Raw genomic sequence first — 24,121 nt, forward strand, 5'->3', positions numbered from 1 at the left:
CCCGCCCCGGCTTCAGGGCTGCGCCGGAAGCGAGTACTCGAAGCGGTAGCGGTGCGCGCCCTGCTCGATCTGGATCTCCATCCGGCCGCTCAGCCCGGTGAGCTCCCCGGTGCCCGAGTCGGGCACCACGGTGATGGTGAGCTGCGGCGCGCCCCGGTTCATCAGGCCGCTGTGCTGCAGGGCGAAGCTCCCCTTGCGGCCCGCGAGCGTGCCCGTCACACGCTCCAGCGCGACGTAGCCCGCCGAGCCCTCCACGTCCGAGCGCACCGCGAGCATCTGGCCCTGGCTCGTGGCCTCGAGCTCGCCGTGGAACTGCTTGTCCAGCCGCATCCGCCCCACGGCCGAGGCCTCGGTGCCGGGCTCGGGCGCCTGCGGGGTGAGTTTCACGTCGAAGGGGCCGCTGGCGTGCAGGGTCGGGGCTGCGGGCGTCGGGGAGGTGGTCATCGGGGACTCCGGTGTCGAGGGAGAGGCGTGACGGGCGTCGTGGGCGCAGCCCCCCAGCGCGAGGGCGCAGGCTGCCATGAGGAGGGCGCCGCGTCCTGGGCGCAGAGGCTGGTTCGGGGAGGCGGCTGGGTTCATTGCGGGCTCCAGTGGGTTCGTCGGTGGAGCCAGCACCTCAGCGCGTCGCGCGCGCGATGGATTGCAAAAACGCGACGGGGCCGGACAATGCGGCCGGATGAGCCGCCCCCGTCTCGATGCGCCCCGCGGGGTGCTGCAGCGCCCCGCCCCTCCGGGACGCGTGGTGCACGAGCGCTTTGCGCCCGCTCCCGCGCTCGAACCCTACGTGCAGCACTTCTGGACCGTGCGCTGGGACCTGCGCGGCGAGCGCCCCGTGTGCGCCGAGACCCTGCCCCATCCCTGCGTGCACCTCGTCTTCGAGCGGGGCCGTGCGCAGGTCGCGGGCGTGCAGTCGCGACGCTTCCGCCGCGAGCTGCGCGGCCAGGACCGCGTCTTCGGGGTGAAGTTCCGCCCCGCGGCCTTCCAGCCACTGCTGCGCGCGCCCGTCTCCAGCCTCACGGACCGCACGGTGTCACTGCGCCAGGTGCTCGGTCCCTCGAGCGATGCGCTGCGCGAGGTCGTGCTCGCCGAGCCGGACGTGCGGGCGTGCGCGGCGCTCGTGCAAGACTTCCTGGCTCCGCGCCTGCCGCCGCTCTCTGCGCCGCTGCAGCTGCTGCGCGACCTGGTGGAGCGGCTCGCCGCGGACCCGAGTCTCGTCCGGGTGGAGCAGGTGGTGGAGCTCTCCGGGCTCTCGCTGCGGGCGCTGCAGCGCGGCTTTCGCGCCGCCGTCGGAGTCAGCCCCAAGTGGGTGCTCAAGCGCTACCGGCTGCACGAGGCCGCGGAGCAGCTCGCACGCACGCCCGCGCCCGAGCTCGCGGACCTCGCGCTGCAGCTCGGTTACTTCGATCAGTCGCACTTCATCCGCGACTTCAAGGCGCTGGTGGGGCAGCCGCCCGGCGCCTACGCGGCCGCGGCGACCGCTGCGCGCCGCCTCCCGTCGGAGCGCTGAAGCGCCCGTGCGCAGCGGCATCGCTCGACGCGCAGCCGGCGCCTCACGCGCGGGCGTGGACACGCGAGAGTGGCGCGCGGCCCACGGCCTCGAGAAGGAGAGGCCGGGGAGGGGACGAGGCTTCTCCGGGTGGGAAAAGCCGTCCACGACGCGCGGGACTGCTGTCCCGAAAGGAGACGCCCCTCCCGGGCGCGGACCGGCGCGCGATGCAAAAACGTAAAATCCTATTTTACGCATTTGCGCGCCGCGGCTGTCGGCTCCGGAGGGGGCCGCACGAGGAGTGAAGCGCGGCTCGGTGCCTCGAGGCTGGCCCGTAGAACGGACGTTTCGCTTCACGCCGAGGCGGGGCGGCGGGGTGTGGAAGGAAGCTTCGTTCAGGACGGCGCGAAGGTGAGCCGTCTCGCCCGCGCGCGAACGTGTCACCCCTGAGCGATGCGTGCCGGCAGCGCCCCACCGAGAGCGGCCGTAGCGCTCCGCCACCCTTCCGGTCCTGGTGCTCCCACAGGCCAGCCCGCGACAACGGACAGCGCGGGGAAGGCCTGGCGTCCTGAGAGGCCTGCGGCCACCCACTACTGCGCGGGAGCGCCTGCCGGTGCCGAGTCCGTCCGGGGCGCAGCCGGCTTCCCCTTCTTCGCCGGCGCGGACGCGGCAGGCGCCTCCAAGAGCGGCGCGAGCGCGGGCCACACATGGTCGCGCAACTTGGGCTGCGCGGCGGCCACCGGGTGGATGCCATCCGCCTGGAAGGCGCTGCGGTCCTGCGCGATGGGCTCGAGGAGGAAGGGCAGCAGCGGCACGCCGTTGTCCCGGGCCACGGTCTGGTAGTTCTGCGCGAAGCCCTCGGTGAAGGCGCGGCCGAAGTTCGGAGGCAGCCGGATGCCCACCAGGAGCACCCGCGCCCCCGCGCCCTTCGCCGCCTTCACCATGCGGTCCAGGTTCGCGCGCATCTGCTCGAGTGGCAGGCCGCGCAGGCCGTCGTTCCCGCCCAGCTCCAGCACCACCACCTGCGGATGGGTGCGCGCGAGCTCCGCGGCGATGCGCGCTGCACCTCCTGCCGTGGTCTCACCGCTGACGCTCGCATTCACGAGCCGCCAGCCGGGCTTCTCCTTCGCGAGGCGCTCGGCCGTCAGCGCCACCCAGCCCTCCGAGGCGGCGAGGCCGTAGCCCGCGGAGAGCGAGTCTCCGAACACCAGCACCGTGCGCTGGGGCTCGGCCGCCTGGGCGCCAGCCGCCGCGAGCAGCAGCAGCAGCCCCAGCGCGAACGCACGTTGAGAACCGCCCGGTCTTCCTGCATATCGAAGCATGTCCATGGTCGATAACACCTCCACCGCCGGCGCGCCCGTGCGAGTCCCCGCTGCGCACGTGCCGGCCCTCGAGGTGCGCGGGCTGGGCAAGCGGGTCCCCCTGCCGAGCGGCGCGCTCACCATCCTGGAGGACGTGGGCTTTCGCATCGAGCACGGGGACACGGTGGCCATCGTGGGCGCCTCGGGCTCGGGCAAGAGCACCCTGCTGTCCCTGGTCGCGGGGCTGGACCTGCCCACCGACGGCAGCGTGCTCCTGGACGGAGAGCCCCTGTCCTCACTGGACGAGGACGGGCGCGCCCGGGTGCGCGGCGAGAAGGTGGGCTTCGTGTTCCAGAGCTTCCAGCTGCTGCCCTCGCTCACCGCGCTGGAGAACGTGATGCTCCCCCTGGAGCTGCGCGGGGACGCGCAGGTGGAGGCGCCGGCGCGCGCCATCCTGGAGAAGGTGGGGTTGGGAGAGCGCCTCGGGCACTACCCGCGCCAGCTGTCCGGCGGCGAGCAGCAGCGGGTGGCGCTCGCGCGCGCCTTCGTCACCCGGCCCGCGCTGCTCTTCGCGGACGAGCCCACCGGCAACCTGGACACGCACACGGGCGAGAGCATCATCGCACTGCTCTTCGCGCTGAATGCGGACGCGGGCACCACCTTGGTGCTCGTCACCCACGACGAGCACCTCGCGCGCCGCTGCGGCCGGCTCCTGCGGCTGGACGGCGGGCGGCTCGTGCACGACGGGAGCCCCGCGCGGTGAGGGCCCTGCGCATGGCGGGGCGCCAGCTGCGGCGCGACCTGCGGGCAGGCGAGGTGCGCATCCTCTTCGCCGCCGTGGTGCTCGCAGTGCTGGCCATCTCCGCGGTGGGCTTCGTCACCGAGCGGGCGGAGCGTGCGCTCTCGCGCGAGGCGAACCGGATGCTGGGCGGCGACGTGGTGCTGCGCGCGGACGCGCCCCTCGAGGGCCCCTTGCGCGACGCGGCGCGGGCCCCCGGCCTGCAGAGCGCGGAGACGCGCGAGCTGCAGAGCATGGTGCGGGTCGAGGGGCGGGAGGGCGCGCTGCGCCTCGGCGAGCTGCGTGCCCTGGGCGCGGGCTTCCCCTTGCGAGGCGCCTTCCGCCTGCAGGAGAGCGCCAAGGGCCCCGAGCGCAGCGAGCCGGGCATCCCCGCGCGCGGCACGGTGTGGCTGGGGCGCGCGGGCGCGGAGACGCTGGGCGCGCACGTGGGCGACACGCTGGTGCTCGGAGACCTGCCACTGCGGCTCACCGCGCTGGTGGCCCAGGAGCCGGACGCCTCGCTCGACCTCTTCGACTTCGCGCCCAAGGTGTTCCTCAACCTCGAGGACCTGCAGGCCACGGGGCTGGTGCAGGAGGGCAGCCGCATCCGCTACCGGCTGGTGGTGGCAGGGGAACCGCAGGCCGTGGCGCGCTTCACCGCGGCCGCACGCGCGGGGCTGCAGCGCGGGCAGCGCGTGGAGACGGCGCGCGACGCGCAGCCCCAGGTGCGCACCACGCTGGACCGCGCGGGGCGCTTCCTCGGGCTCTCGGCGATGGTGGCCGTGGTGCTCGCGGCGGTGGCGGTGGCCATGGCCGCGCGCCGCCACGCCGAGCGCCACCTGTCGGGCGCAGCCGTGATGCGCTGCCTCGGCGCGAGCCAGCGCACGCTGGTGGGCGTGTACGTGGGGGAGCTGCTGCTGCTGGGCCTCGTCGCCTGCAGCGCGGGCGTGGCGCTCGCCTTTGCGCTGCAGGGGGGCGTGGGCCTCCTGCTCGAGCGCGCGCTGGGGCTCTCGCTGCCCGCGGCGGGACTCGCGCCTGCGCTGCGCGGCTACGGCGTGGGGCTGGTGGTGCTGCTCGCCTTCGGAGCGCCGCCGGTGCTCTCGCTGCGCCGGGTGCCGCCCTTGCGCGTGCTGCGGCGGGACCTCGACCCCACCGAGCCCAGCGCGTGGCTCGTGGCGCTCGCGGCGCTGGGGGGCCTCGCGGCGCTCTTGTGGTGGCAGGCCGGCTCCGCGCAGCTCGCTGCGGCGATGCTCATCGGCATCGCGGCCACGCTCGCGGTGCTGGCAGCGCTCGCCTGGGCGCTCATCCACGTGCTGCGGAGGCTTCGCGGGCGGCTGCGCGGCTCCTTGCGCTACGGGCTCGCCAACGTGAGCCGGCGCGCGGGCAGCAGCGTGGCGCAGGTGGCGGCGCTGGGCCTCGGGCTGATGGCGCTCTTGCTGCTCACCTTCGTGCGCACGAGCCTCCTGGACCGCTGGCAGCGCGCGCTCACGCGCGAGGCCCCCAACCGCTTCGTCATCAACGTGCAGCAGGACCAGGCCGCGCAGGTGCACGCCTTCCTCGCGGCGCAAGGAGTCCCCGAGCCCACGCTCTACCCCATGGTGCGCGGCCGCCTCGTCGCGCACAACGGCGAGCCGGTGAAGCCGCCCGCGCAGGAGTCCGCAGAGCCGCAGGACCCGGAGCGCAGCGAGGAGGAGCAGCGCGCGCAACGGCGGGTGGACCGCGAGTTCAACCTCTCCATGGCGGACGCGCTGCGCCCTGACAACACGGTGACGGAGGGCCGCTTCTGGGACCGCAAGCCGCCTGCGAGGCCCGAGGTCTCGGTGGAAGAGCGCTTCGCGAAGTCACTGGGCTGGAAGCTCGGGGACCGCGTGGCCTTCGACATCGCGGGGCAGCGCTTCGAGGCCACCGTCACCTCCCTGCGCAAGGTGGACTGGGAGAGCTTCCGGCCCAACTTCTTCGTCGTGGCCTCGCCCGGTGCGCTCGCGGGCTATCCCGCCAGCTACATCACGGCGGTGCGCGTGCCGGCCGAGCGCCCGCGCTTCACCGCCGAGCTGGTGCAGCGCTTCCCCAACCTCTCGGTCATCGACGTGGAGGCGGCGCTCGCCCAGGCGCGCGCGACGGCGGACCAGGTGTCCACGGTGGTGCAGGCGGTGTTCGCGTTCTCGCTCGCGGCAGGGCTGCTGGTGCTGATGGCCGCGGTGAGCGCGAGCCAGGACGAGCGGCTGCTCGAGGGCGGGGTGATGCGCGTGCTGGGCGGCAGCCGGCGCCAGCTGCGCTTCGCGCAGGCCTCCGAGTTCGCGGCGCTGGGGCTGCTCGCGGGAGTGACCGCGGCGCTCGCGGCCTCGGTGCTCGCAGGCGTCATCGCCACGCGGGTGCTCGAGCTTCCGTGGGAGGCGGACTGGAAGATGGCGGCGGTAGGGGGCGCAGCCGGGATGCTCGCGGCGCTCGGCGCGGGGCTCTTCGCCACGCGCCGCGTGCTGGATGCGCCCCCGTCCGTCACCCTGCGGGAGCTGCAGGGCTAGAAGAGCACGAGCGCCGTGAAGGGCAGCCACTGGAAGCCGAACTGGTCCGTGCTCCAGCGCCCGAGGAAGGGGCCCACCGCGAACGTCGTCGCGAAGCGCAGGGGACCCACGCCAACGCTCGGCTGGAGGAAGGCGCCGATGAAGGTCGCGCCCAGGAGGCCGTCCTGGGGCCAGACCGGCGCCGAGAGGCGCAGCCCCGCGTCCAGCGCCCACCGGTGGTCGCCGCCGAAGCGCAGGGCTGCCGAGAGATGCCCGAGCTCCGCAGCCGGGCCGCTGTAGCCCGGGCTGAAGACGGTCGAGCGGCCCTCCTGCTTCGACCCCTTCGGGAAGCTGAACAGGCCCATCTGCACGCCGATCCCCGCTTCGAGCGAGAGCGCGAGCTGGTTCTCGAGTGGGATCTGCACGCCGCCGCCCACGCCGAGCAGGCCGATGATCAGCTGATAGCGGAAGGCGACCGGCACGTCCGGCGCCGCAGCCTGTTTCTCGTGGATGCGGGGGGCGGGCTCGGTGAACGGAAGCGATGCGAGGAGGAGCGCGAGAGGGAGAGCGCTGAGCATGCAGGTGTCCGTCCCCTGCGCCGCTGCGGTGCCGGCCCTGATCGCACCGGCGGTACACGGGACGCGCGGACTCTACCGCCTCCGCGCTCACCGGGAACTGCCCTGCGTGCGCTCAGCTCAGAAGCAGTCGCTCGAGCGCTGCGCGCAGCGGCTCGGGGATGGGCACGGCGCGGCGGGACTCGCGCCCGACGAACACGTGCACGAAGTAGCCGTGCGCCGCGGCCTGCGTCTCGCCCTCCTTGAAGAGGGCGATGCCGTAGGTCACCGAGCGCTGCCCCAGCTTGTCCACGCGCAGCCCTGCGCGCAGCTGGTCCGGGTAGGCGAGCGGCGCGCGGTAGCTGCAGTGCGACTCCACCACCAGGCCGATGACCGGGCCCTGGTGGATGTCGAGGCCCCCCTCGTGGATGAGGTAGTGGTTCGCGACCGTGTCGAAGTAGCTGTAGTAGGTGACGTTGTTGATGTGGCCGTAGGTGTCGTTGTCCATCCACCGGGTGGTGATGGGCAGGAAGTAGCGGTAGCGCTCGGGGGTCTCGGCGTCGCTCATGGGGCTCACCAGTAGCGCAGCGCTGCCCGGAAGAGGCGGCCGAGCACCGCGCCGTCCACCGGGCGCGGGGCGTTCTGCAGCAGGCGCTGCTGCGGGAGGGTGCCCGCGGTGAGCGCCTCCACGTCCTCGGCCGTGTAGCCCACGCCGCTCAGGCCGTTGGGGATGCCCACCGCGCGCATGAGGTGCATGAGCCGCTGCGCGAGCACCTCGCCCGCCTCCGCCGTGCCCGCGCCCTGGGCGTCCGCCCCCAGCCAGCGCGCCGCCTCGAGGTGGCGCTCGGGGCAGGCCTCGGCGGTGAAGCGGAACACGGCGGGCGCGTTGAGGATGACGGACATCCCGTGCGGAACCATCGGCCCGTCGGCCGGGTAGCCCGCAGGGCGGAAGTCGCGCACCAGGCCCGCCACCGCGTACGCCATGCCGTGCGGCGCGTGCACGCCCGCGTTGCCGAAGGCGATGCCCGCGAGCGTGGAGGCCCACATGAGCTGCTCGCGCGCCTCGGCGTCCTGCGCGTCCTTCACTGCGCGCTCGAGGTAGAGCCCCATCAGCCGCAGCGCCTCGCGGCAGCCGAGGTCGCTCCAGGGGTTCGCGCCCTGGCTCATGGGCCGCAGGGTGGGGCGCGCGGGGGCGGGGCGGCGCACGTAGGTGCGCGCGGTGAAGGACTCCAGGGCGTGACTCAGCACGTCCAGGCCGCTCGCCGCCACCACCTCGCCGGGAAGGCTCGAGGTGCAGTCTGGATCGATGAGCGCCTCGGTGGGCCGCAGCGCGGGCGAGGCGATGCCCGTCTTCGCCTCGAGCGAGAGCAGGTCGAAGATGGCGATGCCGGTGACCTCGCTGCCGGTGCCCGAGGTGGTGGGGCAGGCGAGGTGCGGGCGCAGTGGGCCGGGCACCGCGCGCCCCTCGCCCACGGGCGCGTTCACGTAGGCGAGCAGCTCGGCGGGGTGGGTGGCGTAGAGGTTCGCCGCCTTGCAGGTGTCGATGACCGAGCCGCCGCCGAGCGACACGTAACCGTCCGGCTTCACCTCCGCCGCGAAGCGCGCGGCCTCGAGGAAGGAGCGGTCGGTGGGCTCCACCTGCACCCCGGTATAGGTCACGACGTCCAGCCCCGCGGCCTGCAGTGCGCGGCGCACGGCCTCGAAGGCGGGCAGGGCGCTCACGCGCGCGTCGGAGAAGAGCGCCACGCGGCGCATCCCCAGCGCGCGGGCGCGGTCGCCCGCCTCCGCGAGGCAGCCCCGGCCGAAGGTGATGCGCGAGGCGTCGATGGTGAAGGCGCCGTCGCAGCCCTCGCCCACGGGGTGGTAGTGGCAGCAGTCCATCGCAATCCTCCGGTCGACCCAGACCACTCTATGGGACCTGGGGCCCACCGTGTCCTCCCTCTCCCTCTGGGAGGGTGCCGGGCGAAGCCGCGTCACTCTGCACGGGCGCGCCAGGACCCGGGGCAGGACGGCCGGAAACTGGCGCCGCCACAGCCTGCTGCGAGCATGTAGCGCATGAGCAACCGCCGCTACCTGCCGCGCCTGCGCTGCCGCCTCCGCCTCCAGCTGCAGGACGGAGGGCCGCTCTTCACGGCGGACCTCTCGCCCGGAGGCTTCGCGGCGGAGTTGCTGCGCGTTCCGCGTCCGGGCACCACGGTGCACGGCACGCTGCCCTTCGGTGGGCAGGAGTTCCCCTTCACGGGGCAGGTGATGTGGGCGAAGGCGGGCGAGCCCCGGCTCAACCTGCGCGGGCGCGTCGGCGTGCGCTTCACCGGCATCGCCAACGGCTACTACGAGGCCTACCAGGCAGCGGCCGTGTCGCGCAGCGTGCGCTGAGGGCTGCGGCACCGGGAGCGTCCCGCGCGGGCCGGCACTGCTCGCGCCGCAACATCCGCGGACGTCCTGCCGTCTGCTCGCCGACCGAGCGCGAGCCGCGGCGGAAGGCACCCGCACGCGGAGTCGTTACGGTCTCACACCATGCGACTGCCCTCCCTCACCATCCCCTCCGCCCTGGTCTGCCTCCTCGCCGTGTCGGCGTGCGGTGAGGGCAGCGACACGGTGAGCAGCGGCGACGACCTCAGCGGGAGCGAGCGTCCCGGCGGCAACGTCAACCGCGACGCGGGCACCGGCTCGGATGCCGGAAGCGATGCGGGCAGCGGCAAGGACGCAGGCAGCGACGCGGGCACCGGGCGCGACGCAGGCACCGATGCCGGCACGCCGCCGCCGACAGGGCAGGACGCTGGCACTCCCCCGCCACCGGCGGGCGGCGGCGTGCAGCCCTTCGGCAAGGTGTACTCGGGCAAGCTGTACCTGGGCCCGGTGGAGTGGACGGGCTCCTTCTACAACGCGTGCTCGCCGTACCCCGCGCAGGTGCAGCAGGACATGGGCGGGCTGCTGGTGGGCCTGAGCAACCTCATCCCCAACACCGCGAACCTCTGCGACGCGTGCGTGTACATCACCACCGCAGCGGGCAGGACGGCGGTGGGGCGCGTGGTGACGTACGGCGACACCACGGGCGAGGGCTACCTGGACACGAGCCGCACCCTCTACACGCAGCTCACGCAGGGCGACTCCAATCCCACGCCCAACATCACCTGGCAGGTGGCCAAGTGCCCCGAGGGCCTGCCCATGCGCTACCAGTTCCAGAACGGCAGCCACCAGGACTGGACGAGCTTCTGGGTGCGCAACCCGCGGCTGCCCATCAGCAAGGTCGAGGTGAAGAGCAGCAAGAACCCCACCTGGCAGACGCTGCGCCGCGAGACGGACGGCACCTTCAACGACGACGACGGCATCGGCCTCGGGGCCTTCTCCGTGCGCGTGACGGCGGTGGACGGCCAGCAGCACGTGGATGACTTCCCCAGCTACACGGCGGGCGCGCAGCTCTACACGGGCCAGGGCAACTTCCAGTAGCGGCGCTAGAACTTCAGGTACACGTAGGGCCGCGTCTCCACCGAGCCCAGGTGGCGGATGCCCAGGCCCACGGCGACCAGCGCCACCGCGCGCAGCGGCACCGGCAGGCGCACGAAGGCCTCCGAGAGCCTCACGCGCCACAAGAGCGGGCTCGCGTGGCTCAGCGCCGCCACCGCGAGCATCCCCCACACCCAGGGCCCCACGTTGGCGAGCCCGCCCGTGCCCTGCAGCAGCTGCCGGTAGAAGTCGCCCGCGGCGGCGAGGCTCTGCGCGCGGAACACGACGCGCGTGAGCACCACGGCGCTGAAGGTGAGCAGCATGCCTGGCACGGCCGCGAGCATCCCCTGCGCCTCGGGACGCTTCCCGCGCGCCCACCCGTACACGCGCACGAGGCACAGCAGGAGCCCGTGCACGCCGCCCCACACCGCGAAGCGCCAGTCCGAGCCGTGCCACAGCCCGCCCAGCGCCATCACCACCAGCAGGTTGAAGAGCACGCGCGGGCGGCTCACCCGGCTGCCGCCCATCGGGCGGTACAGGTAGTCGCGCAGCCAGCTGCTGAGGGTCATGTGCCAGCGGTTCCAGAACTCGAAGAGGTTCTTCGCGAGGTAGGGCCGGGCGAAGTTCTCCGGCAGCCGGAAGCCGAAGAGGGCCGCGGCCCCCAGCGCCATGTCCGAGTAGCCGCTGAAGTCGAAGTACAGCTCGAAGCTGTAGGCCACCGCCGCCACGAGGCACTCGGCGGAGGTGTAGCCGTGGGGGTTCGCGAAGACGCTGTCCACCAGCCCCGCCCCCAGCACGTCCGCCACCACGAGCTTCTTCACCAGCCCGAGCGTGATGCGGAACAGCGCCTGTGCGCCCTCGTCCGCGCTCAAGGTGGGCGTCTCCCGGAAGCGCTCGAGCAGGTCCCTCGCGCGCACGATGGGCCCGGCGACGACGCGTGGGAAGAAGAGCAGGTAGAGCAGGTGCTCGGGGAAGGAGTGCCGCCCGCTCGCCTCGCCGCGGTACACGTCCACCACGTAGCTGATGGCCTGGAAGCAGAAGAAGGAGAGGCCCAGCGGCAAGAGCAGCCCCAGCGGCTCGGTGCGCACGCCCACGCCCAGGGGCGAGAGCAGCCGCACGGCCGTCTCGCGGAACAGCTCGCCGTACTTGAAGGTGCAGAGCGCCGCGAGGTTCACGCCCACCGCGAGCACCATCAGCGCGCGCCGCAGCCCGGGGCGCTGCGTGGCGGACATCGCGCGCACGCACAGGTGGTCCACCACGCAGCAGGGGACCAGCAGCAGCAGCGGCAGAGGCGTCCACACCGCGTAGAAGGCGAGGCTCGCGAGCAGCAGCACGCCCAGGCGCGCCCAGCGCACCCGGTGCACCGCCCAGTACAGGGCGAAGCTCGCCCCGAGGAAGACGAGGAAGGGCAGGCTCTGCAGGCTCACGGCTTCTGTCCCTCCGCCACGGCGCGCGGCTGGGCGGGCGAGGTGCCCGCGTGCGCATACGCGGCGAGCACGTCCGCGAGGAAGAGGTCCGCGAGCCGCTCGTAGCCCACGGGGGTGAGGTGCACGCCGTCCGGCAGCCCCAGCGCGGGCTCGGCGCGCTGCCAGCGCACCATGCTCAGCTCGCCGCCCATCGCCGCGCGCGCGCTCCAGTACGCGCAGCCCTGCGCCCTCGCCACCTCGGGCAGCACCTGCAGCACGGTGGCGAGGCTGGGCGCCTCTCCGCCGCCCTCCGCGAGCCGGTCCGTGGGGCCGATGAGCAGGCACTCCGCCCCCGTGGCCTCGCGCAACTGCGCGATGAGCTTCCCGTACTCGGTGCGGTAGCGCTCGGCATCCAGCGCCGGCGCGCTCGCCTCGTTGGTGCCGTACCAGAGCACCAGCAGGCCGGGGTGGCGCGCCTTGAGCTGCTGCGCGAGCGACCCGGGCTCGAAGGAGGCGAGCGTCGCGGCCGTGGCGCTGGGCAGCCCCAGCGCGTCGTAGACGAGGCCCGGGCGCTCCAGCTCCAGCGCCGCGCCCAGCACGGTGAGGGGCGCGGGGCCGGGGTTGCGCAGCTCGAGCGTGTGCGCCGCGCCCTGCACCGGCAGCTGGGTGATGCGCAGGCCGGGCGCCGCCGGCGCGGGCCCTGCGGACAGGGGCACCCGCTCGCCGTCCACCAGCAGCTCCGGCACGCTGCCGCCCGCCGCCGCCACCCAGGAGAGCTGCAGGGTCGCCGGCACGGCGGGGGCCCCGGCCTCATCGGCGCACCCCTCGCAGAAGGCGATGCGCAGGGTGGCCTCGGGAGCGCCCACCGCGCGCGTGCCGGTGAGGCCCCACACGCGGCTCGTCTGGGGGTCTGCCGCGGGCGTGGCCAGCGCATCCTCCACCGTCCAGCCCTCGGAGAGCGCGCGCGTGACCTTCGCGCGCTCGAGGCGCGGCGAGCTCTTGCCCGCGGCGATGAAGCCGCGGCCGCGCTCGCCGAAGCGCGCGGTGAGCACCTCGCGCAGGTGGTCGCTGAAATAGTGGGCCGCGGTGTGGCTCGCGCCCAGCTGCGCGATGGCGAGGCGCTCGGGGGCCCCGGCCTCGCGCGCGCGCCAGGCGGCGAAGGTGCGCGCGAGCGCCTCGGGGAAGTGCAGCCCCGCGGGGTCCGGCACCGCCGCTGCCACGGCCGCATCGGGCGGGCGGCTGCGGGCGAAGGCGCGCGCGAGCGCGAAGTCCAGCAGGTGGCCCATCAGGTCCGAGCCGCGGGCGCGCGGGTGCACCAGGTCCTCGTGCAGCACCCCGGCCGCGAGCCAGCGCTCCGCCGCGCCCTCGCCGCCCATCGCCGCCTGCGCGTCCCAGAAGGCGCAGCCGCGCGCCTGCGCCACCTCGCGCAGGATGCGCGCCACCGGGGCCGTGCCCTTGCGCGCCACCAGCTCGCCGCCCAGCGTGCGCACCGCCGCATCCAGCGGCCCCACCACGAGGCAGGCCGCCTCCGGCACCTGCTCGCGCACGCGCAGGGCGAGCGCGTCCGCGTCGCGGCGCACCTCCACCTCGCTCGTCCACCCGCGCGAGAGCCGGAAGGCCTCGTTGCCCCCCAGCATCAGCACCACGAGGGACGGGTGGCGGCGGCGCAGCTCCGCGCGGAACACGGGGGCCTGCGCGCGCAGGAACACGCGCGCGTCCGCGCCGGCCAGCCCCACCGTGTCGTAGACCACGCCGGGCCCGCCGCGCTCGAGGCTCACCCCGTGCAGCTCCACCTTTCCCTGCGTGCGCAGCAGCAGCTCGCGCGCGCCGGCCGGAAGGCTCAGGCGCGCGAACGCGGGCTGCGCGCGCTCGAAGCGCGTCTGCACCCGCTGCAGCACCCGCCCGTCCACCGACACCTGCACGCTGCCGCCACCCGGCTGCGCGAGGAAGAAGAGCTCGGCCACGCGCGCGCCCGCGGCGTCGAAGCGCGCCGTCTCGCTCGCGCCCGCGGCCGTGGAGAAGGTGACGCCCAGCAGCCCCGCCTGGCCCGGCGGCACCTCCAGGTCCGTGAGGCGCGTCACCTGGAAGCCCGCGCTCGCCGTGCCCGCGCGCACGCCGCGCCCGCTCTTCTGCGGCCGGTCGATGAAGAGCAGCCCCGCGCCGCCCGAGCCGTGGCGCTCCTGCAGCCGCGCGCGCAAGAGGTCCGTGATGTGGTCCGAGGCCACGAGCGAGTCGCCCAGGTGCACCACCCGCACGGGCGCCTGCGCGCCCCCCGTGTCCAGCGCGCGCAGGGCCGCGAAGAAGGGCGCGAGCGCCTCCTCCTCGCACGAGCCCGCCGTGGCCCCCGCCCGCCGGCAGCCCGGCTCCAGCTCCACGTGCGCGGCGCCCAGCTGCGCGCGCAGCGCCTCGAGCGCCGCCGCCTTCGCGCGCGTGGCCTCACCCAGGCCCTGCTCCGCGTCGCCCGCGAGCGCGTGCAGCTGCCTCGCGTCCAGCGGAGGTGGGGCGGGGGCGGCTCCGGTGAGCGCGGCCTCGGCGAGCGCGGGCTCGGCCTCCTCGCTCGGCTCCGCGTCCAGGGGCTGCGCGGGCGGCGGCGGGCGGTCCGCGCCCCGGCGCGCCGGCCGCAGCAGCGCGAGCAGCCCGGGGGCGAGCGGCCCGCGCGCGAGCTGCGGCAGGGGGCGGAGGGCGTCGGGGAGCGGCGCCAGGCTCAGCCCCAGCGCGAGCGCCGCGGTGAGGGCCAGGGTGGCGCCGGTGGGGAGGCGGGGCGAGGACAAGCGGCCGCGCAGCCTAGCACCCGCACCTTCCCGGGCTCCTTTTCTGCCCGGCTCCCGCCCGGAGGGCAGGCAGGGAGGGAGGCCGCGCGGGCGTTGACGCGGCCCGGGGAGGCCAGTCTAGAAGCCCCCTCACCATGGCCCTCTACCCCGTCATCATGGCCGGCGGCTCCGGCACGCGCTTCTGGCCCCTCTCGCGCAAGGCGCGCCCCAAGCAGTTCCTCCCCCTCGCCAGCAAGGCGCCGCTCATCGCGGACACCGTGGGCCGCCTCAAGGGGCTCGCCTCGGTGAAGGACACCTTCGTGGTGTGCGGCCCGCCGCACGCCAAGGCCGCGAGCAAGCTGGTGAAGGGCCTGCCGAAGCAGAACCTGCTGGTGGAGCCGGTGGCGCGCAACACGGCGCCCGCCATCGCGCTCGCCGCGCTGCACGTGGCGGCGCGCGACCCGCGCGGCATCCTGGTGGTGCTGCCCTCGGACCACCACGTCGCCGACCCCGCCGCCTTCCGCGCGACGCTGCAGGAGGCCGCGCACGTGGCGCAGGACGGGCACCTCGTCACGCTGGGCATCCAGCCGCACCACCCGGAGACGGGCTACGGCTACATCCAGGTGGGCGAGCCGCTCGCGCCGGGCGGCGCGGGCAAGCGCGTGCGCGCCTTCCGCGAGAAGCCGGACCTGGCCACCGCGCAGGGCTACCTCCAGAGCGGCGACTACCTGTGGAACGGCGGCATCTTCGTCTTCCGCGCGGACGCCATCCTGCAGGCGCTCGGCGAGCACATGCCCGAGATGAAGAAGGGCCTGGAGGCGCTGCGCAAGAGCGTGGGCAAGCGCACCTACGCGGGCGTGCTGAAGAAGGTGTTCCCGAAGCTGCCCAGCCAGTCCATCGACTACGGGGTGATGGAGAAGGCCTCGAACATCGCGGTGCTGCCGGGTGACTTCGGCTGGTCGGACGTGGGCTCCTTCGCCGCCATCCCCGAGGTGCGCCCCGCGGACGCGAGCGGCAACGTGGTGAGCGGCGAGGGCGCGGTGCTGGTGGACTGCAAGGGCTGCGTGGTGCTCGCCGAGAAGCGCCCCCTCGCGGTGGTGGGCCTCACCGACACGGTGGTGGTGGACTCGGGCGACGCGGTGCTCGTGGTCCCGCGCAACCGCAGCCAGGACGTGCGCCAGGTCGTCGAGGCGCTCAAGGCGCGCAAGCTGGACAAGTACCTGTAGAGGAGCGGCGTGAGGGAAGAAGGTCCCCCACCCCGTCTCCCGCGACTCAGCTGTGCTCCGGCGCCGCCGGAGCCGCCGCCGGCACGGCCCCTGCCGCCGGCGCGCCCGTGTGCCCGCCGCCGCGCCCGCCCATCAGGCGCCGCACGACGACGAAGAACAGGGGCACGAAGAAGATGCCGAGCAGGGTGCCCACCACCATGCCGCCGAGCACGCCGGTGCCGATGGCGCGCTGGGCGCCGGAGCCCGCGCCGGTGGCGATGGCGAGCGGCACCACGCCGAAGCCGAAGGCCAGCGAGGTCATCAGGATGGGGCGCAGGCGCGCGCCCACCGCGTGCAGCGTGGCCTCCATGAGGCCCATGCCCTGCTCGAGGTTCTCCTTCGCGAACGCGACGATGAGGATGGCGTTCTTGCTGGAGAGGCCCACGGTGGTGAGCATGGCCACCTGGAAGTACACGTCGCGCTCCATGCCGCGCAGCAGCGTGGCGAGCACCGTGCCGAGGATGCCCAGCGGCGCCACCATCAGCACGGCGAGCGGGATGCCCCAGCTCTCGTACATGGCGGCGAGGCACAGCAGCACCAGCATCAGCGAGAGCGAGTAGAGCAGGGGCGTCTGGGCGCCCGCCGCGCGCTCCTGGTAGGACTGGCCCGTCCACTCCAGGCTGATGCCGCGCGGCAGCGTGGAGACGATGCGCTCCACCTCCGCCATCGCGTCACCCGAGCTCACCCCGGGCGCCGCCTCGCCGGTGATCTCCATGGCGGACACGCCATTGAAGCGCTCGAGGCGCGGGCTGCCGTAGCTCCAGCGCGTGGAGGCGAAGGAGGACACCGGCACCATCGCGCCCTGCGCGTTGCGCACGCTCCAGCGGTTGAAGTCCTCGGGCACCATGCGGAAGGGGGCGTCCGCCTGGATGAACACGCGCTTCACGCGCCCGCGGTCGATGAAGTCGTCGATGTACACGCCGCCCCACGCGATGGAGAGCGTGGAGTTGATGTCCGCGGTCTGCAGCCCCAGCGCGCCCGCCTTGGCCACGTCCACGTCCACGCGGAACTGCGGCGTGTCGTTCTGGCCGTTGGGGCGCACGTTCGCGAGCAGCTTGCTCTGCGCCGCGGCGCCCAGGAACTGGTTGCGCGCGGCCGTGAGCGCCTCGTGCCCCGCGCCGAAGTTGTCCTTCAGGTAGAAGTCGAAGCCGGCCGCGTTGCCCAGCTCGGGCACCGCCGGAGGCGGGAAGGCGAAGGCGAGCGCGTCCTTGATCTGGCTCAGCGCCATCATCGCGCGCATGGCCACCGCGTTCACCTTCAGCTCGGGCGTGGTGCGCTCCTCCCAGGGCTTCAGGTTGATGAAGGCGATGCCGTTGTTCTGCCCGCTGCCACCGAAGCTGAAGCCCTGCACGGTGAACAGCGCCTGCACCGCGTCCTTCTCTTCCTGCAGGAAGTGCTGCTCCACGCGCTTGAGCACGTTGAGCGTGCGCTCCTGGGTGGCGCCCACGGGCGTCTGCACCATGGCGAACATGAAGCCCTGGTCCTCCTGGGGGAGGAAGGAGCTGGGCAGCCGGAAGAAGAGCACGCCCATCAGCACCACCATCGCGGCGAACACCAGCATGAAGCGCGCGCGCCGCGCGAGGATGCCCTTCACCGCGCCCTGGTAGCGCGCGTTGCCCCGGTCGAAGGTGCGGTTGAACCAGCCGAAGAAGCCCTTCTCCTTGATGTGGTGCCCCTTGGGCACGGGCTTGAGCAGCGTCGCGCACAGCGCCGGGGTGAGGATGATCGCCACCAGCACCGAGAGCGCCATCGAGGTCACGATGGTCACCGAGAACTGCCGGTAGATGACGCCCGTGCTGCCCGCGAGGAAGGCCATGGGCACGAACACCGCCGAGAGCACCACGCCGATGCCCACCAGCGCGCCGGTGATCTGGCTCATGCTCTTGCGCGTGGCCTCCACCGGTGAGAGCCCCTCCTCGCTCATCACGCGCTCCACGTTCTCCACCACCACGATGGCGTCGTCCACGAGCAGGCCGATCGCGAGCACCATCGCGAACATGGTGAGCATGTTCGCGGAGTACCCGAGCGCGCTGAGCACCCCCACCGTGCCCAGCAGCACCACCGGCACCGCGATGGTGGGGATGAGGGTGGCGCGGAAGTTCTGCAGGAAGAGGAACATCACCAGGAACACCAGGACGATCGCCTCGAGCAGCGTCTCCACCACGCCCTTGATCGCCACCCGCACGAAGGGCGTGGTGTCGAAGGGCACCACCGCCTTGAGCCCCTTGGGGAAGCTGGGCTGCAGCTCCTTGAGCGCCCGCTCCACGCCCTGCGCCGTGGTGAGCGCGTTGGCGCCGGTGGCCAGGTTCACCGCGATGCCCGTGGCGGGCTTGCCGTTGTAGCGGCTGACGAAGCTGTAGTCCTCGCTGCCCAGCTCCACGCGCGCGACCTCCCCCAGCCGCAGCGCGGAGCCGTCCGGGTTGGTGCGCACCACGATGTTGCGGAACTGCTCCGGGGTCTGCAGGCGGTCCTGCGCGGTGATGGTCGCGTTGAGCTGCTGGCCCGGCACCGCGGGCGTGCCGCCCAGCTGCCCCACCACCACCTGCTGGTTCTGCGCGCGCAAGGCCGCCGCCACGTCCGTGGGCGAGAGCCGGTAGGTGTCCAGCTTGTTCGGGTCCAGCCAGATGCGCATCGCGTACTTCGCGCCGAACACCTGCGTGGTGCCCACGCCCGGCACGCGGGAGATGGGCTCCACCAGGTTCACCGAGACGTAGTCCTGGATGTCGTCACCCTTCATGCTCCCGTCCTCGGAGTAGAAGCCGATGACCATCAGGAAGCCCGAGGCCGCCTTGCTCACGCTGATGCCCTGCTGCTGCACCACCTGCGGCAGCAGCGGCGTCGCCAGCTGCAGCTTGTTCTGCACCTGCACCTGCGCGATGTCCGGGTCGGTGCCGTTCTGGAAGGTGAGGGTCACGGACGAGGCGCCGTTGCCCTCGCTGGTGGCGGACATGTAGAGCAGCCCGTCCAGCCCCTTCATGTTCTGCTCGATGATCTGCGTCACCGAGTCCTCGACGGCCTTCGCCGAGGCGCCGGGGTAGAACGCGCTGACGCTCACCGTGGGCGGCGCGATCTGCGGGTATTGGGAGATGGCCAGCCGCGTGATGGAGAGCCCGCCCGCGAGCATCGTGATGATGGCGAGCACCCACGCGAAGATGGGTCGGTCGATGAAGAATCGAGACATGGTCGGCTCCGCTCACTTCCCGGTGGGTGCAGCGGCGGGGGCGCCGCCGCCAGTGCCTGCGTCCGGCCCGGCGCCGCGGCCCGCTGCAGCAGCGCCGCGGCCTGCGCCAGGGCCTGCTGCAGGACCGGCAGGGGGGCCTCCCTGCGCCTCGGCCGGGGCGCTCGCGGCCTCGGTGGCCTGCACCGGCATCCCCGGCTGCACCTTCTGCAGCCCCTCCACGATCACGCGGTCCCCGTCCACGAGCCCGCTGTCCACCAGCCACTTGTCGCCCACGGTGCGGCTGGCCTTCACCACGCGCGGCTCCACCTTGCCCTCCTTGTTCACCACGAGCGCGGTGGCGTCCCCCTTGGGGTCGCGCGCCACGCCCTGCTGCGGCACCAGCAGCCCCTGCTCGCGCACGCCGTTGCCCACCAGCGCGCGCACGTACATGCCGGGCAGCAGCACGTTGTCCGGGTTGGGCACCTGCACGCGCAGCGAGTAGCTGCCGGTGCCCGGGTCCACCGTCACGTCCGAGAAGGCGAGCTTGCCCTGGTGCGAGTAGCGGCTGCCGTCCTCGAGCAGGACGGTCACCGGGGCGCTGTCCGCGCGCTCCAGCGTGCCGGCGGCCACCGCCTTGCGCAGCTCCAGCAGCTCGGCGCTGGACTGGGTGAGGTCCACGTAGATGGGGTCCAGCTGCTGCACCGTGGCGAGCGCCTGCGGCTGGTTCGCCGTCACCAGCGCCCCCTGCGTCACCGAGCTCTTGCCGATGCGCCCGGAGATGGGCGAGACGATGCGCGCGTAGCTCAGCGTCACCGCCGTGCGCTGCACCGCCGCCTGCGCCGCCTTCACGTCCGCCTGCGCCTGGCGGAACGTCGCCTCCGCGCGCTCGTGCTCCGCGGTGCTGATGGAGCCCATGCGCGCGAGCTCGCCCGCGCGCTTCGCGTTGAGCTCCTGCTGCGTGAGCGTGGCCTGCGCGCGCTCGAGCTGCGCCTGCGCGCTCGCGTGCTCCGCGCGGTAGGTGGAGTCGTCCAGCTGGTAGAGCGGCTGGCCCGCCTTCACCACCCCGCCCTCGGTGAAGAGGCGCTTCTCCACGATGCCGTTCACCTGGGGCCGCACCTCCGCCACCAGGAAGGGGTTGGTGCGCCCGGGCAGCTCGCGCGTGAGCATCACGGGGCCGGCGTGCAGCGTCACTACCGTGACGGCCGGGGGCGGCATGCCCTGGGGCGGACCGCCGCCGCCGCCGCCGGGGCCTCCCTCACCGCCGCCACCGCCACCACCGTGACAGCCGAGCGCGAGGGCGAGGCCCACCAGCAAGCCGGAGAGCGCGGGCCGGGAAGAGGGCGGGAGCGACGACATGGGGGACCTCGGGAGGCTTGGGGACGTGAGGAAGGGCGCGTGCGCAGAGGGTCGCGGCGTGCGCGGGGCATGATCTACTCGACGCGGGGGGCCTTGGCTGCAAAACCGCCATCGGAAAGAGGACGATCGAGCGCGGCCGGATTCGACATCGCGTCCTGGCCCTCGCGCGTCCAGGCCTCGAGCCCGTAGCGCCCGGCCACGAGCTGCTCGGCGCGCGCGCGCACCCGGGCCTCGCTCCCGGCGCCCAAGCCCCCCTCGCTCCAGCGCACCCCCAGCTGCTCCTCGAAGCCCGTTCGCAGCGCCCGGGCCGCCTCGGCGTGGCTCACCGCCCGGCCCGCCGCCTCCTCCAGGTCCACCATCGCGCCGCGCAGCCGCTCCGGGGCGAGCCCGAACAGCCGCCCGTGCAGCGCGTAGTCCGTGCGCAGCGGCAGGGCGCCGTGCTGCAAGAGCGCCCCGCGCACCCGCCGCTGCGCGCTGCCCACCAGCTTGCGCCCTCCCACCTTGAGCTCCTTGAGCGCCGGCGTGAGGAAGCAGGCCCCGTGCGCCGCGCCCGGGCCTGCGGCCGGCCGCGAGGGCTCGAGCTCCGCGCTCACGCCGAAGTGGCGCGCGAGCCCCGCCGCGAGCGCGCGCGACAGCAGGGTGTAGTTCTGCTCGATGTCGTCCGCGAAGGGCGGCGCCGTGCGCGCCACCACGCTGTAGGTGAGCTCGCCGTGGTGCAGTACCCCCGAGCCGCCCGTCACCCGCCGCACCAGGTGCAGCCCCTCGGCGCGCGCCCCTTCCGCGTCCACGCTCGCGAGCTTCTGGGTGCGCCCCAGGCTGAGGCAGCCGGGGGAGAACACGTAGAGCCGCAGCGTGGGGCGGAAGTCCGGGTTCGCCGCCGCCTCCTCCAGCAGCGCCTCGTCCAGCGCCATCTGCCAGGCGCCGCTCGCCCCTTCCAGCTGCTCGAGGAGGTTCCACACGGGGGCAGCCGGTGCCGGGGCGTCGGGAGGGGAGGGGCTCATGGCGGGTTGCCTAACCGCGGCGCCCGGGGCCGTACAACCCCCTTGTCGCCCCCTCGCACCCCGGTGCGTGCACCCCCGGGCTCCCCCCGGGCTCTGGAGCCCCTCCCGGAACCTTCTACCCGCCTGATCCGGAAAAAGGTTCCGCCGCGCCGCGCCTCGCCGGCCGCCAGGTCCCGCAGTTCCGGGCACTTGCGCGCGCGCACGTGGGTTGCAGGCCCGGGGGCCGGCTTCCAGGGCGCCGTTCAGGGCCCCGGACGAGGGAGGCGGCGATGGGCTGCGACAGGTGCAGGGCAGAGCACGCGGCGGCCAGCGCCTGCGTGGGCTCGCAGGAGCCCGTGACCGGCGAGGGGCTGGAGGGCACCCGCCTGGGCGCGCTCACCCTGCTGCGGCGGCTGGGCGCGGGGGCGGTGGGCACGGTGTACCTGGCCGAGGGCGGCGGCTCGCGCTTCGCCGTGCGCGTGCTGCACCCGCACCTCGCGGCCCACCCCGCGCTGCTCGCCCGCTTCTACGCCGAGGCGCGCGCGATGCAGGCGCTGCAGCACCCCAACCTGGTGCGCGTGCTGCACGCGGCGCGCACCGCCGCGGGCCACCACTGCCTGGTGATGGAGCACGTGGAGGGCGAGCTGCTCAAGGACCTGCGCCAGGTGCTCAGCCCGGGCGCGGCGGTGGACCTGCTCGGCCAGGCGCTCGAGGGGCTCGCCGCGGCGCACGCGCGCGGCCTCGTGCACCGCGACCTGCGCCCCGAGCAGCTGCTCTTGCAGCCGCGGGTGGGCGGCTGGCGGGTGAAGCTGCTGGACCTGGGCATGGCCGCGGTGCTCGCCGAGGCCTTCACGGCCGAGGAGCTCGCGGCCGGCACCGCCGGGGGCAACCCCGCCTACCTCGCGCCGGAGCAGGCCGCGCAGGGCCGCGCGGTGGACGCGCGGGCGGACCTCTATGCGCTGGGCGTCATCGGCTACCAGCTCGTCACCGGCCGCGCCCCCTTCTCGCCCTCGCAGGTGCGCTCGCGCGGCCGCGGGCTGCAGGCCCCGCCGCCGCACCTGCTCGACGCGCGCGTGCCCGAGGCCCTCTCGCAGGTGCTGCTGCGCGCGCTCGCGGCCTCGCCCGGCGACCGCTTCTCCAGCGCGTCCGAGTTCCGCGGCGCGCTCGGCGCCGCGCTGCGCACCGGGCTCGCCGCCGGGCTGCGCGCGGCCCCCGGGACGGGCTCCGCGTATGCGCCGCTCGCGGAGGCTCCCCCGCCGTCCCAGCCGGCCCCCGCGGGGCTCAGCGCCCGCGCGGCGCTGCGCGTGGGCTTCGCACCGGTGGACGTGCAGGTGCAGGACGTGACCCCCGCGGGGCTCTACGTGAAGCACGCGGGCGCGCTGCCCCCGCTCGCCTCTCGGCTCGCGCTGCAGCTGCGCGTGCACGGGCAGCTGCTCGGCACCTGGGCCCACGTGGTGCGCCACGTGTGCGCCGAGGAGGCCCGGGCCTGGGGCGTGGCCCCGGGCTTCTTCGTCCACTTCGACGACCCCGCGGGTGAGCTCGCGCTGCGGCTGCAGCAGGCGCTCGCAGCGGCGCCGCCCGCGCCGGCCGCGCAGGCCACGCAGCCCTTCGACCCGGAGCTCGCCTCGCTGCTCGCGCGCGCGGCCGGCGGGAGCACCGACCCGTACGCGCTGCTGGAGCTCGCACCCCATGCGGGCTTCGCCGAGGTGCAGCGGCGCGCGGACTCCGCCGTGAAGCGGCTCTCGGAGTCCCTCGCGCGGCCGCTGCCGACCCAGCAGGTGCAGGCGCTGCAGGCGGCGCTCGAGCGGGTGGAGCACGCGCGGCAGGCGCTCGGTGACCCCACGGCGCGCGCCGGGCTGGATGCGGTGCGCGGCAACGTGGCCGGCGTGGCGCGCTGCCTCGCGGCGGGCATCCCGCTGGACACGCTGGAGCGGCTGCGCCACGCCTTCCTCCAGGCGCGCCCCGGCGTGGAGGCGCGCGCCGCGGCCCTGTGGCGCGCGGGTGAGGCGCTCGAGCAGCAGGCCTCGCGTGGGGGCGGCCTCTACGACGCGGCGCTCGCGCGCTACGCGGAGGCGCTCGCGCTGGACCCGCTCAACGCGCAGCTGCAGCGCCACTACTGGGGCCTGCAGCGCCTCACGCGCGGCGTGGCCGGCAGCCCCGAGCGCCACTAGCAGGCCCGTCCCCTCTCCTTTCCAAGTTCCGGAGGGAGAGGGTCCGGGTGAGGGAAGTGCGCCCCCACCCGTGCACCCATGAAGCTCAGCGCGCGCGGACCTTCTTCGCTGCAGGCGCCGCACGCACCGTCTTCTTCGCGGGCGCCGGCAGGGACGTCACCTTCGTGCGCACGCCCTTGCGCGCGGGGGCCGCGGCCTTCTTCGCGTCGAGCTTCGCGGCGCGCTCGGCGGCGTGCCGCCGGCGTGCGAGCGCGCTCCCCGCGGCCTGGCCGGTGGCGGCGGAGGCGGGGATGGCTTGAGTCTGGCGGGAATCGTCCATGGTACCGGCGGTGACGCCGGAGGGCTGACGGGTGACCTTGGTCAAGGGTGCTCCTCCACGAGTGCGCGGGAAAATCGCGCGCAGCGGTGAAGCTAGGCACGGGTATACGCTCTGCCCATGCGCATCGTCGTCGGCTCCACGAATCCCGCGAAGACCTCTGCCGTGCGCGCCGTGTGCGTGCAGGCCTTTCTACAGTGCGAGCTGCTCGAGCGCGAGGTGCCCAGCGGCGTGCGGGCGCAGCCCATCGGCGAGGAGGAGACGGCGGCGGGGGCGCGCACCCGCGCGCGCGGCGCGCTCGCGGCGGTGGAGGGCGCGGCGCTCGGCGTGGGCCTGGAGGGAGGCGTGGACGCGCAGGGGCGGCTCATCAACTGCGTGGCGGTGCTGGGGGCGGACGGGCGCGAGAACCTCGCCTGGGGGGTGAGCTTCCCCCTGCCGCCGGGCGTGGCGCAGCGCGTGCTCGCGGGCGAGGAGCTGGGTCCGGTGATGGACGCCCTGACGGGACTTCAGCAGAGCAAGCGCACGCTGGGCGCGGTGGGCATCCTCACCGATGGCCTCTTCACCCGCGCGCAGATGTGGCAGGGGCCGCTCGCGTGCGCGCTCATCCCCTTCCTGCACCCCGAGCTCTATCCGCGCTGACGAGGGTCACC

General features: G+C 74.3%; 19 protein-coding genes. 8 read left to right on the forward strand and 11 right to left on the reverse strand.

Going from position 1 to position 24,121, the window contains the following annotated elements; translation table 11 throughout:
* Positions 1 to 12: 12 nt before the first annotated feature.
* Positions 13 to 444 carry a DUF3224 domain-containing protein gene (locus tag FGE12_RS27305; RefSeq protein WP_153869570.1) on the reverse strand — a complete coding sequence of 144 codons (432 nt, stop codon included), beginning with the start codon at positions 442 to 444 and terminating at the stop codon, positions 13 to 15.
* Positions 445 to 676: 232 nt separating this feature from the next.
* On the opposite strand from FGE12_RS27305, the gene FGE12_RS27310 reads away from it, so the two are divergent.
* Positions 677 to 1,507 carry a helix-turn-helix transcriptional regulator gene (locus FGE12_RS27310; protein ID WP_194798329.1) on the forward strand — a complete coding sequence of 277 codons (831 nt, stop codon included), beginning with the start codon at positions 677 to 679 and terminating at the stop codon, positions 1,505 to 1,507.
* Positions 1,508 to 2,076: 569 nt separating this feature from the next.
* On the opposite strand, the gene FGE12_RS27315 is transcribed toward FGE12_RS27310, so the two are convergent.
* Entirely contained in the window at positions 2,077 to 2,814 is a 738-nt protein-coding gene (locus FGE12_RS27315) for an arylesterase (RefSeq protein WP_228531154.1), read from the reverse strand.
* Here FGE12_RS27315 and FGE12_RS27320 point away from each other — a divergent pair.
* Together FGE12_RS27320 and FGE12_RS27325 are read left to right on the forward strand one after the other, a co-directional pair.
* Positions 2,813 to 3,550, forward strand: a complete 738-nt coding sequence (locus tag FGE12_RS27320; RefSeq protein WP_370459172.1) for an ABC transporter ATP-binding protein — start codon at positions 2,813 to 2,815, stop codon at positions 3,548 to 3,550. The two genes, FGE12_RS27315 and FGE12_RS27320, sit on opposite strands and share 2 nt — an antisense overlap.
* Positions 3,547 to 6,087, forward strand: a complete 2,541-nt coding sequence (locus FGE12_RS27325; protein ID WP_194798331.1) for an FtsX-like permease family protein — start codon at positions 3,547 to 3,549, stop codon at positions 6,085 to 6,087. Before FGE12_RS27320 ends, FGE12_RS27325 begins: the two co-directional genes overlap by 4 nt.
* Here the strand turns inward: FGE12_RS27325 and FGE12_RS27330 are convergent.
* The 3 genes from FGE12_RS27330 to FGE12_RS27340 form a co-directional block, all read right to left on the reverse strand.
* On the reverse strand, positions 6,084 to 6,644 hold the full coding sequence (locus FGE12_RS27330) for a hypothetical protein (RefSeq protein WP_153869573.1): 561 nt from the start codon (positions 6,642 to 6,644) through the stop codon (positions 6,084 to 6,086). The genes FGE12_RS27325 and FGE12_RS27330 overlap by 4 nt on opposite strands.
* Positions 6,645 to 6,756: 112 nt before the next feature.
* The gene (locus FGE12_RS27335; RefSeq protein ID WP_153869574.1) at positions 6,757 to 7,188 is read right to left on the reverse strand and encodes a thioesterase family protein; all 432 of its coding nucleotides are present in this window, start codon (positions 7,186 to 7,188) and stop codon (positions 6,757 to 6,759) included.
* A gap of 5 nt (positions 7,189 to 7,193) precedes the next feature.
* The gene (locus tag FGE12_RS27340) at positions 7,194 to 8,501 is read right to left on the reverse strand and encodes a hydroxyacid-oxoacid transhydrogenase (RefSeq protein WP_153869575.1); all 1,308 of its coding nucleotides are present in this window, start codon (positions 8,499 to 8,501) and stop codon (positions 7,194 to 7,196) included.
* A gap of 174 nt (positions 8,502 to 8,675) precedes the next feature.
* On the opposite strand from FGE12_RS27340, the gene FGE12_RS27345 reads away from it, so the two are divergent.
* Complete coding sequence (locus FGE12_RS27345) at positions 8,676 to 8,996, forward strand: PilZ domain-containing protein (protein WP_153869576.1); 321 nt, start codon at positions 8,676 to 8,678, stop codon at positions 8,994 to 8,996.
* A 141-nt stretch (positions 8,997 to 9,137) separates the two neighbouring features.
* A complete protein-coding gene (locus FGE12_RS30145) occupies positions 9,138 to 10,070 on the forward strand; it encodes a hypothetical protein (RefSeq protein WP_194798332.1) in 933 nt (310 codons plus the stop codon).
* Positions 10,071 to 10,075: 5 nt separating this feature from the next.
* Here FGE12_RS30145 and FGE12_RS27355 read toward each other — a convergent pair whose 3' ends face one another.
* Entirely contained in the window at positions 10,076 to 11,494 is a 1,419-nt protein-coding gene (locus FGE12_RS27355) for an MBOAT family protein (RefSeq protein ID WP_194798333.1), read from the reverse strand.
* Entirely contained in the window at positions 11,491 to 14,244 is a 2,754-nt protein-coding gene (locus FGE12_RS27360; RefSeq protein WP_153869577.1) for a GDSL-type esterase/lipase family protein, read from the reverse strand. Before FGE12_RS27360 ends, FGE12_RS27355 begins: the two co-directional genes overlap by 4 nt.
* Positions 14,245 to 14,378: 134 nt before the next feature.
* On the opposite strand from FGE12_RS27360, the gene FGE12_RS27365 reads away from it, so the two are divergent.
* Positions 14,379 to 15,449, forward strand: coding sequence for a mannose-1-phosphate guanylyltransferase (locus FGE12_RS27365; protein WP_153869578.1), 1,071 nt, complete (start codon positions 14,379 to 14,381; stop codon positions 15,447 to 15,449).
* 46 nt (positions 15,450 to 15,495) lie between these two features.
* On the opposite strand, the gene FGE12_RS27370 is transcribed toward FGE12_RS27365, so the two are convergent.
* From FGE12_RS27370 to FGE12_RS27380, 3 genes are all read right to left on the reverse strand, one after another.
* Positions 15,496 to 18,669: an efflux RND transporter permease subunit gene (locus FGE12_RS27370; RefSeq protein WP_153869579.1), complete on the reverse strand. Its 3,174-nt coding sequence runs from the start codon at positions 18,667 to 18,669 to the stop codon at positions 15,496 to 15,498.
* Positions 18,670 to 18,681: 12 nt separating this feature from the next.
* Positions 18,682 to 20,004 (reverse strand): efflux RND transporter periplasmic adaptor subunit, encoded by a 1,323-nt coding sequence (locus tag FGE12_RS27375; protein WP_153869580.1) that lies wholly within the window; start codon positions 20,002 to 20,004, stop codon positions 18,682 to 18,684.
* Positions 20,005 to 20,078: 74 nt separating this feature from the next.
* Positions 20,079 to 21,005: a lipoate--protein ligase family protein gene (locus tag FGE12_RS27380; RefSeq protein ID WP_153869581.1), complete on the reverse strand. Its 927-nt coding sequence runs from the start codon at positions 21,003 to 21,005 to the stop codon at positions 20,079 to 20,081.
* 269 nt (positions 21,006 to 21,274) lie between these two features.
* Between FGE12_RS27380 and FGE12_RS27385 the strand changes: the two genes are divergently transcribed.
* Positions 21,275 to 23,155, forward strand: a complete 1,881-nt coding sequence (locus tag FGE12_RS27385) for a serine/threonine-protein kinase (protein ID WP_153869582.1) — start codon at positions 21,275 to 21,277, stop codon at positions 23,153 to 23,155.
* A gap of 85 nt (positions 23,156 to 23,240) precedes the next feature.
* Here the strand turns inward: FGE12_RS27385 and FGE12_RS27390 are convergent, their stop codons facing one another.
* Positions 23,241 to 23,519, reverse strand: a complete 279-nt coding sequence (locus FGE12_RS27390) for a hypothetical protein (RefSeq protein ID WP_153869583.1) — start codon at positions 23,517 to 23,519, stop codon at positions 23,241 to 23,243.
* Between the two features lie 72 nt (positions 23,520 to 23,591).
* On the opposite strand from FGE12_RS27390, the gene yjjX reads away from it, so the two are divergent.
* Positions 23,592 to 24,110, forward strand: coding sequence for an inosine/xanthosine triphosphatase (yjjX, locus tag FGE12_RS27395; protein WP_153869584.1), 519 nt, complete (start codon positions 23,592 to 23,594; stop codon positions 24,108 to 24,110).
* Positions 24,111 to 24,121: the final 11 nt, after the last annotated feature.

It is taken from the genome of Aggregicoccus sp. 17bor-14 (assembly GCF_009659535.1).
Taxonomy (GTDB): Bacteria; Myxococcota; Myxococcia; order Myxococcales; family Myxococcaceae; genus Aggregicoccus.

Coding starts and splice junctions, on each gene's coding strand:
- FGE12_RS27385 (WP_153869582.1), top strand. CDS start 21,275: ATGGGCTGCGACAGGTGCAGGGCAGAGCACGCGGCGGCCAGCGCCTGC.
- FGE12_RS27310 (WP_194798329.1), top strand. CDS start 677: ATGAGCCGCCCCCGTCTCGATGCGCCCCGCGGGGTGCTGCAGCGCCCC.
- FGE12_RS27370 (WP_153869579.1), bottom strand. CDS start 18,669: ATGTCTCGATTCTTCATCGACCGACCCATCTTCGCGTGGGTGCTCGCC.
- FGE12_RS27305 (WP_153869570.1), bottom strand. CDS start 444: ATGACCACCTCCCCGACGCCCGCAGCCCCGACCCTGCACGCCAGCGGC.
- FGE12_RS27330 (WP_153869573.1), bottom strand. CDS start 6,644: ATGCTCAGCGCTCTCCCTCTCGCGCTCCTCCTCGCATCGCTTCCGTTC.
- FGE12_RS27320 (WP_370459172.1), top strand. CDS start 2,813: ATGGTCGATAACACCTCCACCGCCGGCGCGCCCGTGCGAGTCCCCGCT.
- FGE12_RS27340 (WP_153869575.1), bottom strand. CDS start 8,501: ATGGACTGCTGCCACTACCACCCCGTGGGCGAGGGCTGCGACGGCGCC.
- yjjX (WP_153869584.1), top strand. CDS start 23,592: ATGCGCATCGTCGTCGGCTCCACGAATCCCGCGAAGACCTCTGCCGTG.
- FGE12_RS27335 (WP_153869574.1), bottom strand. CDS start 7,188: ATGAGCGACGCCGAGACCCCCGAGCGCTACCGCTACTTCCTGCCCATC.
- FGE12_RS27365 (WP_153869578.1), top strand. CDS start 14,379: ATGGCCCTCTACCCCGTCATCATGGCCGGCGGCTCCGGCACGCGCTTC.
- FGE12_RS27380 (WP_153869581.1), bottom strand. CDS start 21,005: ATGAGCCCCTCCCCTCCCGACGCCCCGGCACCGGCTGCCCCCGTGTGG.
- FGE12_RS27375 (WP_153869580.1), bottom strand. CDS start 20,004: ATGTCGTCGCTCCCGCCCTCTTCCCGGCCCGCGCTCTCCGGCTTGCTG.
- FGE12_RS30145 (WP_194798332.1), top strand. CDS start 9,138: ATGCGACTGCCCTCCCTCACCATCCCCTCCGCCCTGGTCTGCCTCCTC.
- FGE12_RS27345 (WP_153869576.1), top strand. CDS start 8,676: ATGAGCAACCGCCGCTACCTGCCGCGCCTGCGCTGCCGCCTCCGCCTC.
- FGE12_RS27315 (WP_228531154.1), bottom strand. CDS start 2,814: ATGGACATGCTTCGATATGCAGGAAGACCGGGCGGTTCTCAACGTGCG.